General features: G+C 68.2%; 15 protein-coding genes. 4 read left to right on the top strand and 11 right to left on the bottom strand.

The genetic code is table 11. The annotated features are described in order from the left end of the window. Position 1 precedes the first annotated feature (1 nt). The 10 genes from Q0C57_RS07745 to Q0C57_RS07790 all read right to left on the bottom strand — a co-directional run bounded on the left by Q0C57_RS07745 (position 2) and on the right by Q0C57_RS07790 (position 10,762). Positions 2-598 carry a cysteine hydrolase gene (locus Q0C57_RS07745; protein ID WP_296574510.1) on the bottom strand — a complete coding sequence of 199 codons (597 nt, stop codon included), beginning with the start codon at positions 596-598 and terminating at the stop codon, positions 2-4. Further along, positions 598-2,643, bottom strand: a complete 2,046-nt coding sequence (locus tag Q0C57_RS07750; RefSeq protein WP_296574512.1) for a hydantoinase/oxoprolinase family protein — start codon at positions 2,641-2,643, stop codon at positions 598-600. The genes Q0C57_RS07745 and Q0C57_RS07750 overlap by 1 nt, the downstream gene beginning before the upstream one ends. Next, positions 2,640-4,292 carry a hydantoinase B/oxoprolinase family protein gene (locus tag Q0C57_RS07755; RefSeq protein ID WP_296574514.1) on the bottom strand — a complete coding sequence of 551 codons (1,653 nt, stop codon included), beginning with the start codon at positions 4,290-4,292 and terminating at the stop codon, positions 2,640-2,642. The genes Q0C57_RS07750 and Q0C57_RS07755 overlap by 4 nt, the downstream gene beginning before the upstream one ends. Beyond that, positions 4,289-5,173 carry an oxaloacetate decarboxylase gene (locus Q0C57_RS07760; RefSeq protein ID WP_296574517.1) on the bottom strand — a complete coding sequence of 295 codons (885 nt, stop codon included), beginning with the start codon at positions 5,171-5,173 and terminating at the stop codon, positions 4,289-4,291. Before Q0C57_RS07760 ends, Q0C57_RS07755 begins: the two co-directional genes overlap by 4 nt. A gap of 61 nt (positions 5,174-5,234) precedes the next feature. After that, complete coding sequence (locus Q0C57_RS07765; protein ID WP_296574672.1) at positions 5,235-5,936, bottom strand: ABC transporter ATP-binding protein; 702 nt, start codon at positions 5,934-5,936, stop codon at positions 5,235-5,237. 4 nt (positions 5,937-5,940) lie between these two features. Further along, positions 5,941-6,681: an ABC transporter ATP-binding protein gene (locus Q0C57_RS07770; protein WP_296574521.1), complete on the bottom strand. Its 741-nt coding sequence runs from the start codon at positions 6,679-6,681 to the stop codon at positions 5,941-5,943. Next, positions 6,681-7,601: a branched-chain amino acid ABC transporter permease gene (locus Q0C57_RS07775; protein ID WP_296574674.1), complete on the bottom strand. Its 921-nt coding sequence runs from the start codon at positions 7,599-7,601 to the stop codon at positions 6,681-6,683. The genes Q0C57_RS07770 and Q0C57_RS07775 overlap by 1 nt, the downstream gene beginning before the upstream one ends. Before the next feature lie 77 nt (positions 7,602-7,678). After that, positions 7,679-8,560 (bottom strand): branched-chain amino acid ABC transporter permease, encoded by an 882-nt coding sequence (locus Q0C57_RS07780; protein WP_296574523.1) that lies wholly within the window; start codon positions 8,558-8,560, stop codon positions 7,679-7,681. Between the two features lie 76 nt (positions 8,561-8,636). Next, positions 8,637-9,854 carry an ABC transporter substrate-binding protein gene (locus Q0C57_RS07785; protein ID WP_296574526.1) on the bottom strand — a complete coding sequence of 406 codons (1,218 nt, stop codon included), beginning with the start codon at positions 9,852-9,854 and terminating at the stop codon, positions 8,637-8,639. 101 nt (positions 9,855-9,955) lie between these two features. Further along, the gene (locus Q0C57_RS07790; RefSeq protein WP_296574529.1) at positions 9,956-10,762 is read right to left on the bottom strand and encodes a GntR family transcriptional regulator; all 807 of its coding nucleotides are present in this window, start codon (positions 10,760-10,762) and stop codon (positions 9,956-9,958) included. Between the two features lie 182 nt (positions 10,763-10,944). On the opposite strand from Q0C57_RS07790, the gene leuC reads away from it, so the two are divergent. From leuC to Q0C57_RS07810, 4 genes are read left to right on the top strand one after another with little or no spacing between them, the layout of a single operon-like run. After that, positions 10,945-12,342, top strand: coding sequence for a 3-isopropylmalate dehydratase large subunit (leuC, locus tag Q0C57_RS07795; RefSeq protein WP_296574531.1), 1,398 nt, complete (start codon positions 10,945-10,947; stop codon positions 12,340-12,342). Next, positions 12,339-12,920 (top strand): 3-isopropylmalate dehydratase small subunit, encoded by a 582-nt coding sequence (gene leuD / locus Q0C57_RS07800; RefSeq protein ID WP_296574533.1) that lies wholly within the window; start codon positions 12,339-12,341, stop codon positions 12,918-12,920. The genes leuC and leuD overlap by 4 nt, the downstream gene beginning before the upstream one ends. Before the next feature lie 31 nt (positions 12,921-12,951). Further along, positions 12,952-13,206 carry a type II toxin-antitoxin system Phd/YefM family antitoxin gene (locus Q0C57_RS07805; protein ID WP_296574536.1) on the top strand — a complete coding sequence of 85 codons (255 nt, stop codon included), beginning with the start codon at positions 12,952-12,954 and terminating at the stop codon, positions 13,204-13,206. After that, positions 13,203-13,457, top strand: a complete 255-nt coding sequence (locus tag Q0C57_RS07810; protein WP_296574539.1) for a Txe/YoeB family addiction module toxin — start codon at positions 13,203-13,205, stop codon at positions 13,455-13,457. Before Q0C57_RS07805 ends, Q0C57_RS07810 begins: the two co-directional genes overlap by 4 nt. A gap of 3 nt (positions 13,458-13,460) precedes the next feature. On the opposite strand, the gene Q0C57_RS07815 is transcribed toward Q0C57_RS07810, so the two are convergent. Further along, positions 13,461-14,078, bottom strand: coding sequence for a glutathione S-transferase N-terminal domain-containing protein (locus tag Q0C57_RS07815; RefSeq protein WP_296574542.1), 618 nt, complete (start codon positions 14,076-14,078; stop codon positions 13,461-13,463). Between the last annotated feature and the right edge of the window lie 2 nt (positions 14,079-14,080).

Here is a 14,080-nt window from a genome sequence, read left to right on the forward strand (position 1 = left end):
CTCACCCGCCGATCTCCGCCATCAGCGCGGCGACCGAGGCGATCCGCGCCACCGGCTTCAGCCCGGCAATGGCCTCGTCATGCACCTGCGGCGAGAAGGCCGCGCAGCCATCGGCGATGACGGTCACGTGGAAGTCGCGGACATGGGCGTCGCGCACCGTCGAGGCGACACCGCCATTGGTGACGATGCCGCAGGCGAGGAGCGTGTCGATGCCTGCCTTCTTCAGCACCCATTCAAGCCGCGACATGTAGAAGGCGGAATAGGCGACCTTCTCCACCTTGATGTCGACCGGCTGCAGGGCGTCCACCGTGTCGTGGCCCCAGGAGCCGGGCACGAAATCGCCGCTTCCGAGGAAGGGACGCAACTGCTTCAGATGGTCGGAGATGAAGGGCTCGCCGCCCTTGCCCGGGACGAGGGTGAAATGGGTGGAGACGATCCAGCCTCCCCTCGCCCGGATCAGGTCGGCCAGCGGCTTCAGGCGTTCCGGCAGCGCGGCGATCTCGGGCGCGGACTGCCGCGCCCGGCCATAGGCGCCGTCGGGGTGGAGGAAGTCGTTCTGCAGGTCGCAGACGAGCAGCGCGGTGCGGGCGAGATCCATCAGGCGCCTTCCAGGACGAGGTTGCCGAAGCGGTCGACGCGCGCCCGCTGCCCGGGCGGCACGAGGATCGTGGCGTCCGGCTGTTCGAGCACGGCCGGGCCCTCCACCACCGCATCGACCGGCAGGTCAAGGCGGGAGAAGACCGCCGCCTCGCGCCAGCCGCCGAACCAGACGGGACGGCTGCCGGTGCGCGCCTTGGCCAAGGACGCGGAGGCCTCCGGCGCCAGCGCGGCGAGGTCGATGGCCGGGCGGCGGCCGATGGCCGTGGTGCGCAGGTTGACGATGCGGATGCCGAGGCCGGGAAGCAGGCGGGAAAAGGCCCGCGAATAGGCGGCCTCGAAGGCCTTCCCGACGATAGCGGCGGTGATGCCGGTGCGGCCCCCGGTCAGCGTCACCGGCAACGGCACGGCGACGGTGTGGGTCTGCCCGAGATAATGCATGTCGAGTTCGTAGGTGACGTCGATCCGCCCGACGGTGAGGCCGGCGCCGGCGACGACGGCGTGGGCGGCCGCGCCCTCCTCCGCCATACGGCGATCGAGGGCCTCGGCATCGAGGCTGCCGAGCACGAGGTTCAGCGTCTGCACCTGGTCGTGGCGGATATCGGCCATGACGCAGCCCATGGCCGAGGTGACACCGGGAAAGCGCGGCACCAGCGCCGCCTTGAGGCCGATATCGGCGATCAGGGCGCCGGCATGCAAAGCGCCGCCACCACCGAAGGGCACGAAGGCGAAAGTCCCGGGATCGTGGCCGCGCTCCACCGAGACGAGGCGGATGGCGCCGGCCATGCGCGCATCGGCGATGCGCACGACCGCCTCGGCCGCCTCCTCCGGCGTGAGGCCGAGCGGTTCCCCGACATGGCGGGCGAGCGCCCGCCGCGCCGCCTCGACGTCGAGCCGCTGGAGCTTGCCGCCGATGGGTCGGTCGGCATTGATGCGACCGAGCACGATGTTGGCGTCGGTGAGCGTCGGGCGGTCGTTGCCCTGCCCATAGGCCACGGGGCCGGGGCGCGAGCCCGCGCTTTCGGGACCGACCTCGAGAAAGCCGCCGCGGTCGACGCGGGCAATAGAGCCGCCGCCTGCCCCGATCGTGGTGATCTCGATCATCGGCGAGCGGATGACGAGGCCGAAATCGATGGTGGTCTGGGAGGCCAGAGCCGCCTCGCCGCCGGCGATCAGCGACACGTCGAAGGAGGTGCCGCCGAGGTCGCCGGTGATGATGTCAGGAAAGCCGGCGGCGGTGGCGATGGCCGCCGCGGCGATGACGCCGGCGGCGGGGCCCGACAGGGCCGTGCGCACCGGCAGGCGGCGGGCGGTCGCCGTCGACATGACGCCGCCATTGGACTGGACGATGTGGAAGGCGCCGGCAAAGGCCTCGCCCGCCAGTGCCGCTTCCAGCTTGGCGAGATAGGAGCCGACGACGGGTTGCAGGTAGGCGTTGAGCGCGGTGGTCGAGGCCCGCTCGAACTCGCGGATCTCCGGCAGGATCTCGGAGGAGACCGAAACGTGCTCGTTCGGCCAGACAGCGCGGGCGGCCGCGGCCGCGGCCCTCTCGTTGGTGGGATTGGCATAGGCGTTGACGAAGACGACGGCGAGCGCCGTCGCGCCCGCGGCGACCAGGGCCCGCGCCGCGGCGGCCACCTCCACCGGGTCCACCGCCTGACGCACCGTGCCGTCGGCGAGGGTCCGCTCGGCGACCTCGACGCGCAGGTCGCGGTCGGCGATGGGGGTGAAGTCGCCCCACAGGCCCCAGGTGTTGCGGCGGTCGCGGCGGCGCATCTCCAGCACGTCGCGGAATCCCGTGGTGGTGATGACGCCGATACGCGCGCCCTTGCGCTCCAGCAGCGCATTGGTACCGACCGTCGTGCCGTGGACGATGGAGCCGAGGTCCGACAGGGCGCCGAAAGTCTTCAGCCCCTCAAGGAAGCCAACGGCCTCATCACCGCGGTTGGACGGGACCTTGGCGGTGCGGAACGTGCCGGTCGCCTCGTCCAGGAAGAACAGATCGGTGAAGGTGCCACCGACATCGACGCCGACGAGGGTGGTCATGCCTTCGCTCCGGTCACATAGCCGAGCCGCTGATCGCGCGCGGTCGCCGCCGGATCGCGCCCGGCGGGATCGCCGAAGCCGCCGCCGCCCGGTGTCTCCAGCCTGACACGGCCGCCCAGGCCAAGCTTCACCCCGGTGACCTTGGAGGCCATGGGCGGGGTCCCGGTGACGCCGCCATCGGTCCAGGTGAAACGGTTGAGAGCCCCCTCCCCGCCGCCATTGACGCCGAAGGGCGCGAAGCGGCCGCGTTCGCCGAGCAGGAAGACGTCGGCCCCGCGCGGGTCCAGCACCTCGATCTCGTAGATGGCGCCGAGGCCGCCGCGATGGGCGCCCAGGCCGGCGGAATCGGGCCGTAGCGCCCATTGCGTGAACAGGATGGGATAGGCTGCCTCGAGGATCTCCACCGGCGGCATGGTGGCGGTCGAGATCGGATTGTTGGCGTGGTTGAGCCCGTCACTCTCGGGATTGCCGCCGAGACCGCCGCCGAAGAAGTTGAACATCACCCAGCGGCTGCCATCGGCGCGATGACCGGCCATGGAGAGGGCGTTGATCGTGCCGAAGGGGCCGGCGGTGGCGCGATCGGGCACCGCCTTCGCCAGGGCGCCGAAGACGACCCCGATGAGGCGCAGGATCGTCTCGGTATAGCCAGCCATGGGCTTGGGCGCCCCGGCGCCCAGCAGGGTCGTCCCCGGCACGATGAAGGTGATCGGCTTGAGGCACCCGGCATTGGCCGGCACATCGGTGAAGACATGCTTGAGCGCGACATAGCAGGCAGCGATCGTCGTCGGCACGGAGATGTTGATCGGGCCGGCGCAGGGCGGCGAGGAGCGCGAGAAGTCGAGCACCATGGTCTCGCCCGCGATGGTGAGGTCGAGCGCCACCGTCAGCCGCGCGTCGACGATGCCGTCATTGTCGAGATAGTCCTCAAAGGCATAGGTGCCGTCCGGGAGCGCGGCGATCGCCTCGCGCATAAGCGCCTCGGCGCGGCTGGAAAAGGCGACGAAGGCCCGGTCGATGGTGGCGGCGCCATACTGGTCGAGCAGGGCCTTGAGCCTGATCTCGCCGAGATCGAGCGCGTTGAGCTGGCCGTTGAGGTCGCCCCAGTTCGAATTCGGCAGGCGGGAATTGGCGGTGAGGATGTCGAGGATGTCCTGCCGGGTCTCGCCGGCCGCGACCAGCTTCACCACCGGGATCAGCACGCCTTCCTGGAAGCTCTCGGTCGCCACCGGATTGTAGCCGCCAGGGACATTGCCGCCGATGTCGAGCCAATGGCCGGCCGAGGCGAGCCAGCAGAACAGGGCGCCGTCACGGAAGACCGGCCGGACCAGCCGGAAATCATTGAGATGGGTGCCGCCGGCATAGGGGTCGTTGAAGATGAAGGTGTCGCCCGGGGCAAGCCCGCCCTGGGCCTTCACCTTGTCGATCACCGCCTTGACGGCGAAGGCCATGGCACCAACGAAGATCGGCAGGCCCTTGGTGCCCTGGACCAGCGTGTCTCCGGTATCGCGGTGGTAGAGGCCGTGGCAGGCATCGCGCGCCTCGGCGATGATCGGGTTGAAGGCGGAGCGATAGAGCGTCGCGTCCATCTCGTCGGCGATCTGTTCCAGCCGCCCCTTGAGGACCGCGAGGGTGACGGGATCGAGCGTCATGCCCCGCCCCCAGCCGGGTCATAGCGTTTGCCCGCCTCCAGCAGCGCGGTGGTGCCGACGATGTCGGCGAGTTCGTCGAAGGAATACATCTCCTCGCGCACCGCATCGGAAGTGCCGTCGGCCCGGAGCGTGTCATAGAACCGGCGGGCTGACTTTGCCATGGACCGGACCACACCGGCTGAAAAGACCACGAGGCTGTAGCCCATGGCCTCCAGGTCACTGACCGGCGTCATCGGCGTGCGGCCCCCCTCGACCATGTTGGCCATCAGCGGCCGGATCCGGCCGAGCCGCGCCGGGACGGCTGAGAGTTCGTCGCGGGTGCGCGGGGCCTCGACGAAAATGATGTCGGCCCCCGCCTCGGCATAACGCTCGGCCCGTTCAAAGGCCCGCTCGAAGCCCTCGACGGCGCCGGCATCGGTGCGGCCGATGACGAGCATGCCGTTGGCGCGGGCATCCACCGCTGCCTTGATCTTGCCGACCATGTCCTCCGTCGGCATCACGTCCTTGCCGCGCAGATGGCCGCAGCGCTTGGGGAAGGTCTGGTCCTCGATCTGGATGGCTGCGGCCCCGGCCCGTTCGAAGACACGGACGGTGCGCTGGACCGAGATGGCATTGCCGAAGCCGGTATCGCCGTCGACGATCAGCGGCACGCTCACCTTGTCGGCGATGCGGGCGATGACGTTGCTCACCTCGGTCATGGTGGTGAGCCCGATATCGGGCATGCCGAGCTGCGTATAGGCGATGCCGGCACCAGTCAGGTAAAGCGCCTCGAAGCCGGCATCGACGGCGATCTGGGCGGTGAGCGGATCGACAACGCCGGGCGCGACCAGCACGGGGCGCCGGTCGAGCCGGGCGCGCAGAATCTCGGCAGGGCTGGTCATCGGCAGTCTCCGGCAAGGCGCTTGGTCATGAAAGACTTGGAAGGACAATGACGGGCCACTGTTACAGGCCCAGATAGGCGCGGCGCAGATCGTCGCTCGCAGCGAGGTCCGCTGCTGTCCCGGACAGCGCGAAGATGCCGTTTTCCAGAATGAAGGCACGGGAGGCAACCTCCAGCGACTGGACGACGTTCTGCTCTACGAGCAGGATAGAGAGCCCTTCGGCATGGATCTGCCGCACCAGGGTGAACATTTCCTCCACCAGCAGCGGCGAGAGGCCGAGCGAAGGCTCGTCGAGAATCAGCAGCTTCGGCTCGGCCATCATGCCGCGGCCGATGGCGAGCATCTGCTGCTCGCCGCCCGAAAGGGTTCCCGCCAGTTGACCGCTGCGCTCGCGCAGGCGGGGAAAGGTGGAGAATACCCGCTCGAGATTGCCGGCGCGCACCGCCTTGCCGCGCCGGTAGGAGCCCAGCACGAGATTCTCGCGCACCGTCATGTTGGGGAAGATCTTGCGCCCCTCCGGGACGTGGATCAGGCCGCGCGCGACGATCTCGCCGGGCGACGCGCGGGTGATGTTCTCGCCGAGGAAGTGGACCGTGCCAGCGCTGGAGCGCAGGATCCCCGACAGGACCATGTTCAGCGTCGTCTTGCCAACGCCGTTGGAGCCGAGGACGGCGACGATCTCGCCGGGGGCGACGCTCATCGACAGGCCACGCAGGATTTCCGTCGCGCCATAGCCGGCGACGAGGCCGTCCACGGACAGGATCGGCTCAGCCATGGGCCGCCCCCTTCTGCAGGCGTCCCGCCGCGCCGTGACCGAGATAGGCCTCGACGACCGCCGGATTGCCCACCACCTCAGCCGGCGTGCCGGCGGCGATAAGGCGACCGTTGGCGAGGACATGGACATGTTCGCACAGGCTCATCACCGCCTGCATGACATGTTCGATCATCAGGATCGTCACCCCGGCGTCCCGGATCGCCCGGATCACCGGGATGATGTCGCGGATCTCGGAGGGGTTGAGGCCGGCTAGCACTTCGTCGAGTAAGACGAGGCGCGGACCGGTCGCCAGCGCCCGGGCGAGCTCCAGCCGCTTGCGTCCGGCCACTGTCAGCGAGGCGGCCGGGCGGCCGAGATCGGTGAGACCGACCCTCTCCGCCACCGCCCCGGCATGGGCCATGGCGTCGGCCCGGTGGGGGAAGCGCAGATAGGCGCCAACCGCGATATTCTCCAGCACGGACAGGCCGGCAAAGGGCTGGACGATCTGGAAGGTGCGAGCGATACCGAGGACCGCGAGCCTCTCCGGCGTGCGCCCGGTGATGTCTTCGCCGCAGAAGAGCACACGACCGGCGCTCGGGGTCTGGAAGCCGGAGACCAGCGTGAAGAGCGTGGTCTTGCCGGCGCCATTCGGGCCGATGAGCCCGGTGATCGAGCCCTCGGGCACGGTGAGGCTGACGTCGCTGACCGCGACGAGGCCGCCAAAGCGCTTGGTGAGGCTGTGGACCTCCAGCATCAGCGCCCTCCCCCGGCCCTGAGGAGGCCGATGAGGCCACGCGGCGCAAAGGCGATGACGACGATCAGCAACAGGCCGTAAACGACGAGGTCGACGCCCGGAACGGCGGAGCCGAAGGCGGAGTGGATCAAGGTCTTCGCCGCCTCGCCGAGCCCGATCAGCGCGACGGCGCCGATGAGCGGGCCGAAAACCGTGCCGATGCCACCGACGATGGGGGCGAGAAGCGCCTCCACAGAGATCCAGGCCCCATAGGCGATGTTGGCGTCGACATAGAGGAACTTCTGGGTGTAGAGCGCGCCGGCCACGGCGGTGACGGCTGCCGAGAGCGTGATCGCCTTGAGCTTGACCGTGAGCGTGTCAACGCCGAGGGCGCGGGCGGCGTCCTCGTTTTCCCTGACGGCCACGAGCCAGGCGCCGAAGCGCGAGCGCTCCAGCAGGCGGTTGAGGAGGAGAACGACGGCGACGAAACCGAGCGCGAGGTAGAAGAAGGCGGCCGGCGCCTCGAACTGCATCTGGCCAAAGCCGATGCGCAGCGGCACCAGCGTGCCGGCGGCGCCGCCGGTGATCGGGGTGGCGTTGGCGAGGATACGGAAGACCTCGGCGAAGGCGAGCGTGACCAGCGCGAAATAGGAGCCACGCAGGCGGGCGCGGAAGGCGAGCAGGCCGATCACCGCGCCGACCAGGCCGCCCAACGCCATGGCCACCGGCAGCGCCGCCCAGGCATTGACGCCGTAGCGGGTCTGCAGCACCGCCTGGGCATAGGCGCCCGTGCCGAAGAAGGCGGCGTGGCCGAAGGAGAACTGGCCGCCATAGCCGCCGGCGATGTTCCAGCCCTGTGCCGCCAGAGTGATAATCAGGATGAAGATCATCAGGTTGTAGAAGGTGTTGGCACCGGCGAAGAGGCCGGCGCTAACGAGCATGGGCACGGCCAGCGGCAGGGCCGCAAGGGCTGCGATGGCGATGAGGATCGGGCGATAGGCGGCGAAGGTTCCGGAACTCATGCCTTCGCCCCGAACAGGCCGGTCGGGCGAAACAGCAGGACCAGGATGAAGATGAGGAAGATGCCGATCTGGCCAAGGCTTTCGCCGAGATAGAGGCCCGACAGGCTCTCGACGACGCCGATGACGAGGCCACCGACCAGGGCGCCTGCGATCGACCCCATGCCGCCGAGCACCACAACGGTGAAGGCGACGAGGACAAAGGCATTGCCGACCCGCGGATTGACGTAGAACGACGGCATGAGCAGGCAGGCGGCCACTGCCAGCGTCGCCGCGCCGAGGCCGAAGGTGACGGCATAGATGTGGTTGACGTCGATGCCGACGAGGGAGGCGCCGAGCTTCTCCTTCGCCACAGCCCGGATCGCCTTGCCGGTATCGGTCAGGGCAAGGATGGCCCAGAGCGCGGCGGCGACGACCAGCGCGACGCCGAAGCCGATGACGCGCGGCAGCGACAGCAGCGCGAAGCCGAGATCGACCACGGAGAAGGAATAGTCGAGGGTCAGCGACCGCGTGTCGGAGCGGAAGATGGCGAGGAGGAGGTTCTCGATGACGATCGACAGGCCGAGTGTCACCAGGAGGATAGCGCCGTCATCGTTGCGGCTCGCCGGCGAGATGACAAAGCGCTGCAGGCCGTAGCCGAAGGCGAAGAACAGCGGCGTCAGCGGCAGGATGGCAAGGTAGGGATCGATGCCGAAGCCGAGATGGGCCACGAGGACGGCGAACATGGCCAGCGTCAGCATGGCGCCATGGGCGAAGTTGATGATGTGAAGAACGCCATAGACCAGCGTCAGGCCGAGCGCCACGAGGGCATAGACGGCGCCGGTGAGCAGGCCGTTGAGCACGGCCTCAAGCACGATCTGCGGCGGATAGGACCTGAACACGGGAGAAGAACCTCACCGGCATGACGACCCCGCGGCGGGCGAACCGGCCGCGGGGCGGGGGAGCGGGGCGGCAGCGTCAGCCGGTGACCGGGAAGACCGGTTTGGCGTCGGCAAAGGTGTCAGGGAAGATCACCTTGATGTCGCCATTCTGGACCTGGGTGTTGACCGGAGCGGCGGCGGTGTTCTGGCCGTTCTCGAACTTCGTCGGACCATAGGGCATGATGTGGTCGGTGAAGGTGGAGGTCGCCATGGCCTCGATGATCTTGATGCGATCGCGCGAACCGGAGCGCTCGATGGCATCGGCAACCAGCCGCACCGAGGAATAGTTCAGCGGCACGTTGTAGAGCCAGAAGCGGCCCGTGGCCTCGACCTGTCGGCGCAGCTCGGCTGTCTTCGGCTTGCGCGGATCGGCCCAGTGGTTGCAATCCATGACATTGTTGGCGGCGTCGGGGAATTCACGGACAAAGCGGAAGTTCGAGGCCGCACCGTTGAGCACCGCATAGATGCCCTTGGGACGGATCCGCTGCTGCTGCATCGTCCGGGCGAGCAGCACGAACTCGCCGTAATAACTCGACGGGATGACGAGGTCGGGGTTGAGCGCCCGGATGCGCAGGGCGACATTGGACATGTCGCGGGCCGGCGTCGGATGCGGGATGGTCTCGAGGATCTGGAAGCCGAGGGCTGACAGGCGATCGTTCATCAGCTTGGCGAGGCCCGAGCCGAAGAGGCCGTCCTCATGGACCAGCACCACGGTCTTGGCCGGCTTGCCGGCGGCATCGTTGAGCTTGACCAGGTTGTCGATGGCGGCGCGGGTCACGGCGCCGAAGCCGGGGCCGAAGCGGAAGGTGTTCTTCAGCCCACGCGAGACGATCTGGTCGGAGACGCCGACATCGACCGCATAGGCGATGTCGTAGCGCGAGGCGGCCTGCGAGGCGGCGAGGCAGATCGGCGAGGCGAAGCCGCCGACGATGGCGGAGACGCCCTCGGCATGCATCTTCTCCACCTCCTGGGAGCCCGCCTCCGGACTCGAGCGGGCGTCGCCGAAGACCATTTCGATCCTGGCGCCGCCGAGCGACTTGATGCCGCCGGCCTTGTTGATCTCGTCGATGGCAAGCTGGGCGCCGAGGCGGCCATATTCGCCGTCCTGGGCGAGCGCCCCGGTCACCGGCTGGAGGATGCCGAGTTTCACGGGGGCGGCTTGCGCCCGCAGGAGGCCCGGGGCCGAGAGGATGGCGGCACCCGCGGCGCCGGACTTCAGAAGGCTGCGTCGCGTCGTTTCATTCCAGGCGGTCATGGTCGCTCTTCTCCGTCTGTTACACTCTGAAAGACGACCGGCTTCGGCCGGTTCTTGTCATTCTGTCGAAGCCGCCAGCCGCGAGGCCGGTGGGAATCCTGTCAGTCGTTGGCGCCGGCCCCGTTCAGGCCGACGCCCATGCGCAGGCGCTCGACCGGGGACCACAGCCTGTCTCCGCCGGAATCGATGCGGACCAGATCCATCTGGAAGGAATAGCGGTCCGGCCGGTAAAAGGCCGCGAGATGCTCGATGCCGCGCCGCTTCACGTCGAAGACCACGCGGTTCAGCGACAACAGCGGCGCACCGATGTCGACGCCGAGCGCCTCGGCGATGTCCGGACCTGCGAGGGCGGCGGAGATCGTCTGGGTGGCACGATCGACCTTGACGCCGGAGCGCTCGATGAGGGTCAGAAGCGGCTGCACACCCAGTTCCGCCTCGGTAAAGGTCATGCCGATGCGTTGAGGCACATGGGTGACGAGATAGGAGAAGGGCTCGCCGTCGATGATGCGCACGCGCACCGAACGCTGCACCCGCTCGCCGGCGTCGAGCCTCAGCGCCTCGGCGACATCGGGATTGGCGTCCACATAGCCGAACTGCAGGAGCCGGACGTCGGTGGACCGCCCCATCTCGACCAGATGGGCGAGCGCGTTCGACAGGTCCGCGACGATCGGCCGCTTGATCATCCGCGCCGTGATGAAGGTTCCGGCACCCGGCCGGCGTGAGATCAGACCCTCGCGCTCGAGTTCCGCCAGCGCCCGGCGAATCGTCACGCGTGAGACGTCGTGCAGATCGGCGAGGTCCGGCTCCGACGGCAGGCGGGTGCCCGGCGTCAGTTCCCCCGACGAGATTCGGTCGCGCAAGGTGAGATAGACCCGGCGCGTCTTGGATGTTTCGATGGCTTCAGCCATGGGCTCGCTCCCTCGCAGTCCGGTTGTCACACCGGGGCGCATTGGCGCGGACCCCTTGCTAGGCAGTGCGACGGTTTGCATTTGTCTGCCGGCCTGTTCGATGGATAGAGATAAAGATATTTCTAGCTTTGTCTATCCTATGATACAATGTTGGCTCGTCAAGCGTCGCCTTGGAGTCGAGAGTGCAGTTGCCCGCCACCCTGTTCGACAGGCTCTGGGATCGCCACGTGGTCAGCAGCCGCGCCGATGGCCTGTCGCTGCTGTGGATCGACCGCCATTTCGTCCATGAAGGCTCGCATCACGCCTTCGGCCAGATTGCGGCCCGGGGCGTGCCGGTGGCGCGGCCGGACCTCACTTTCGGGGTGGCCGATCACTATGTTCCGACCCGCGGCCGTGACGGCCCGGTGCCCGATCCCTCCATCGCCCGCATGGTCGCCCAGCTTGGCGCCAATACCGCCGCCCATCACATCACGCTGTTCGGGCTCGATGACAGGCGACAGGGCATCGTCCATGTGACGGGTACCGAACAGGGCCTCACCCTGCCGGGCCTCACCGTCGTCTGCGGCGACAGCCACACCTCCACCCATGGGGCCTTCGGCGCCTATGCCTTCGGGATCGGCGCCTCCGAGGTCGCCCATGTGCTGGCGACCCAGACGCTCTGGCAAAAGAAGCCAAAGCGGATGCGGGTCAGCGTCGAGGGACAGACCGCGCCCGGCATCACCGCCAAGGACATCATGCTCACCGTCATCGCCGCCATCGGCGCCGACGGAGCAGCTGGCCACGCCATCGAATATGCGGGCTCGGCGATCCGGGCGCTGTCGATGGAGGGGCGGATGACTCTCTGCAACATGTCCATCGAGGCCGGCGGGCGCTGCGGCATGGTGGCGCCCGACGCCACCAGCATCGCCTATCTCAAGGGCCGGCCCTTCGCCCCTGAGGGGGCGCTGTGGGACCTGGCCTTGGCGGACTGGGCCGACCTCGCCAGCGACGCCGACGCCGTCTTCGACCGCGAGGTGAGTTTCGCCGCGGCCGCTATCGCTCCGACCGTCACCTGGGGTATCAGCCCGGAACAGGCCCTGCCGATCGATGCCCACGTGCCCGATCCCGACCGCATCAGCGACCCGATCAAGGCGGCAGCGGCGCGCGATGCGCTCGACTACATGGGGCTCTCGCCGGGACAGGCGCTGCAATCGGTCGCCATCGACCGGGTTTTCATCGGCTCGTGCACCAATGCGCGCATTGAGGACCTGCGCGCCGCGGCGCAGATCCTTGCCGGCCGCAAGGCGGTGGTGCCGGGCCTGGTCTCGCCGGGCTCCTCGCTGGTCAAGCGCCAGGCCGAGGAGGAGGGCCTCGCCCGCATCTTCACCGAGGCCGGGCTGGACTGGGTGGAATCGGGCTGTTCCATGTGTGTCGGCATGAACGGCGACATGGTTCCCGCGGGCGAGCGCTGCGCCTCGACAACCAACCGCAATTTCAAGGGCCGCCAGGGGCCGGGCGCGCGTACCCACCTGATGTCCCCGGCCATGGCGGCGGCGGCGGCCGTCAACGGCCGGCTCACCGATGTCAGGCGATTCGGATGAAACCCTTCACCTGTGACACGGCCGCAATGCTGAAGCTGCCGGTGGCCAATATCGACACCGACCAGCTTATCCCGGCGCGCTTCATGAAGGAGCCGCGCCAGCCGGAGGGCTATGGCCGCTTTCTCCTGCACGACCTTGCCGCCGAGGGCACCGCCCCTGCCCCCCGCGCCGGCCAGACCATCCTGGTGGCACGGCGCAATTTCGGCTGCGGCTCGTCGCGCGAGGCAGCGGTCTATGCGCTGGCGGATTTCGGTTTCCGCGCCGTCATCGCCCCCACCTTCGGCGACATCTTCGCGTCCAATTGCGTCAAGAACGGCGTGGTGCCGGCCATGGTGAGCGAGGAGGACGCGGAAAGGCTGCTCGACACCGCGGACCTGCCGGTCACCGTCGACCTCGCGGCGCAGACCATCGCCTGCGGCAATGTCGTGGTACCCTTCGCTATCGATCCGGTGTGGCAGACGCAATTGCTGAACGGCTGGGACGACATCGACCTGACGCTGGCCGAAGGCGATGCCATCGCCGCCTTCACGGCGCGCGATGCCGGAGCAAGGCCCTGGGCGGCGCCGCGGCGGCGTTGAGATTGCGTACGTTTTGACGTACACTCTTTCCATGCGTGTCAAGACCTCGACCGAACTTCGCAAGACCCTCGCCGCCACTCTTGATCAGGTGACGGCCGACCATGCACCGGTGCTGATCACCCGTGAGGGCGGCAAGCCGCCCGCGGTGCTGATCTCGCTGGAGGATTACACGTCGATGGAGGAGACGACCTATCTCCTCAAGAGCCCGCGCAATCGCGAGGAACTCTTGGCATCGATCGCCGAACTCGATGCCGGGCTGGGGGTCGTCAGGAAACTGGAGGAATGATCATCGCCTTCTCGCCACGCGGCTGGGCGCACTACCGATACTGGCAGGACACGGATCGGCAACTCCTGAAAAGACTCAACAACCTCATCGACGAGTGCACCCGAACGCCCTTCACCGGCACCGGCAAGCCCGAGCCCTTGAAAAACGAACTCCAGGGCTGGTGGTCGCGGCGTATCGACCAGGAGCACCGCCTCGTCTACCGCGTGCGCGGCGAGGTACTCGAGATCGCCCAGTGCCGCTACCGCTACTGAGGTTCACTCCCCTGCCAGTGCCGCCTTGACGGCCGGGCGCTCGCCCATGCGGGCGAGGTGGTCGGCGACGCGCGGGAACTGCGCCATGTCGACGCCGTCGCCCTCCAGCCAGCGCGTTACTGTGAAGAGATAGGCGTCCGCCACCGAATAGGCTTCGCCCATGACCCAGGGGCCGCGGAAGAAGTCGTTCTCGATGAGGCGGAAGCTCGCCGCCATGGTCTCCGGCACCTTGCGGCGCATGTCGAGAAAGGAACTCTCCTCGGTCGCCCAGCGGGCGCCGCGGTGCTTGTGGGCGTGGTTCACATGCACCGTGGAGGCGAGGTAGCTGTTGAAGGCCTGCATCTGCGCGAAGGCGAAGGGGTCGTCGAGCGGCGCCAGGGCCTTGTCCGGATGGCTCTGGGCGACGAAGGCGAGGATCGCGACGTTCTCCGTCAGCACGCCACGTTCGGTGACCAGGGCCGGGACGCGACCCTTGGGATTGACGGCGAGAAAGGCCGGCTTGGTCTGCTCGCCCGAGGCGAAGTCGACCCGGACGGGTTCATAGGCCGCGCCGGCCTCTTCCAGCGCGATGCGCGAGGCCAGCGCGCAGGTCTTCGGGCCGTAGAAGAACTTCATCGTCATGG

It is taken from the genome of Phreatobacter sp. (genome assembly GCF_022843985.1).
Classification (GTDB): Bacteria; Pseudomonadota; Alphaproteobacteria; order Rhizobiales; family Phreatobacteraceae; genus Phreatobacter.

Bases quoted from the DNA above. Each gene is read 5' to 3' on its own strand.
- Q0C57_RS07775 (WP_296574674.1), bottom strand. From the start codon at position 7,601: ATGCTCGTTAGCGCCGGCCTCTTCGCCGGTGCCAACACCTTCTACAAC.
- Q0C57_RS07755 (WP_296574514.1), bottom strand. From the start codon at position 4,292: ATGACGCTCGATCCCGTCACCCTCGCGGTCCTCAAGGGGCGGCTGGAA.
- Q0C57_RS07815 (WP_296574542.1), bottom strand. From the start codon at position 14,078: ATGACGATGAAGTTCTTCTACGGCCCGAAGACCTGCGCGCTGGCCTCG.
- Q0C57_RS07770 (WP_296574521.1), bottom strand. From the start codon at position 6,681: ATGCTGGAGGTCCACAGCCTCACCAAGCGCTTTGGCGGCCTCGTCGCG.
- leuD (WP_296574533.1), top strand. From the start codon at position 12,339: ATGAAACCCTTCACCTGTGACACGGCCGCAATGCTGAAGCTGCCGGTG.
- Q0C57_RS07790 (WP_296574529.1), bottom strand. From the start codon at position 10,762: ATGGCTGAAGCCATCGAAACATCCAAGACGCGCCGGGTCTATCTCACC.
- Q0C57_RS07810 (WP_296574539.1), top strand. From the start codon at position 13,203: ATGATCATCGCCTTCTCGCCACGCGGCTGGGCGCACTACCGATACTGG.
- Q0C57_RS07745 (WP_296574510.1), bottom strand. From the start codon at position 598: ATGGATCTCGCCCGCACCGCGCTGCTCGTCTGCGACCTGCAGAACGAC.
- Q0C57_RS07750 (WP_296574512.1), bottom strand. From the start codon at position 2,643: ATGACCACCCTCGTCGGCGTCGATGTCGGTGGCACCTTCACCGATCTG.
- Q0C57_RS07760 (WP_296574517.1), bottom strand. From the start codon at position 5,173: ATGACCAGCCCTGCCGAGATTCTGCGCGCCCGGCTCGACCGGCGCCCC.
- Q0C57_RS07785 (WP_296574526.1), bottom strand. From the start codon at position 9,854: ATGACCGCCTGGAATGAAACGACGCGACGCAGCCTTCTGAAGTCCGGC.
- Q0C57_RS07805 (WP_296574536.1), top strand. From the start codon at position 12,952: ATGCGTGTCAAGACCTCGACCGAACTTCGCAAGACCCTCGCCGCCACT.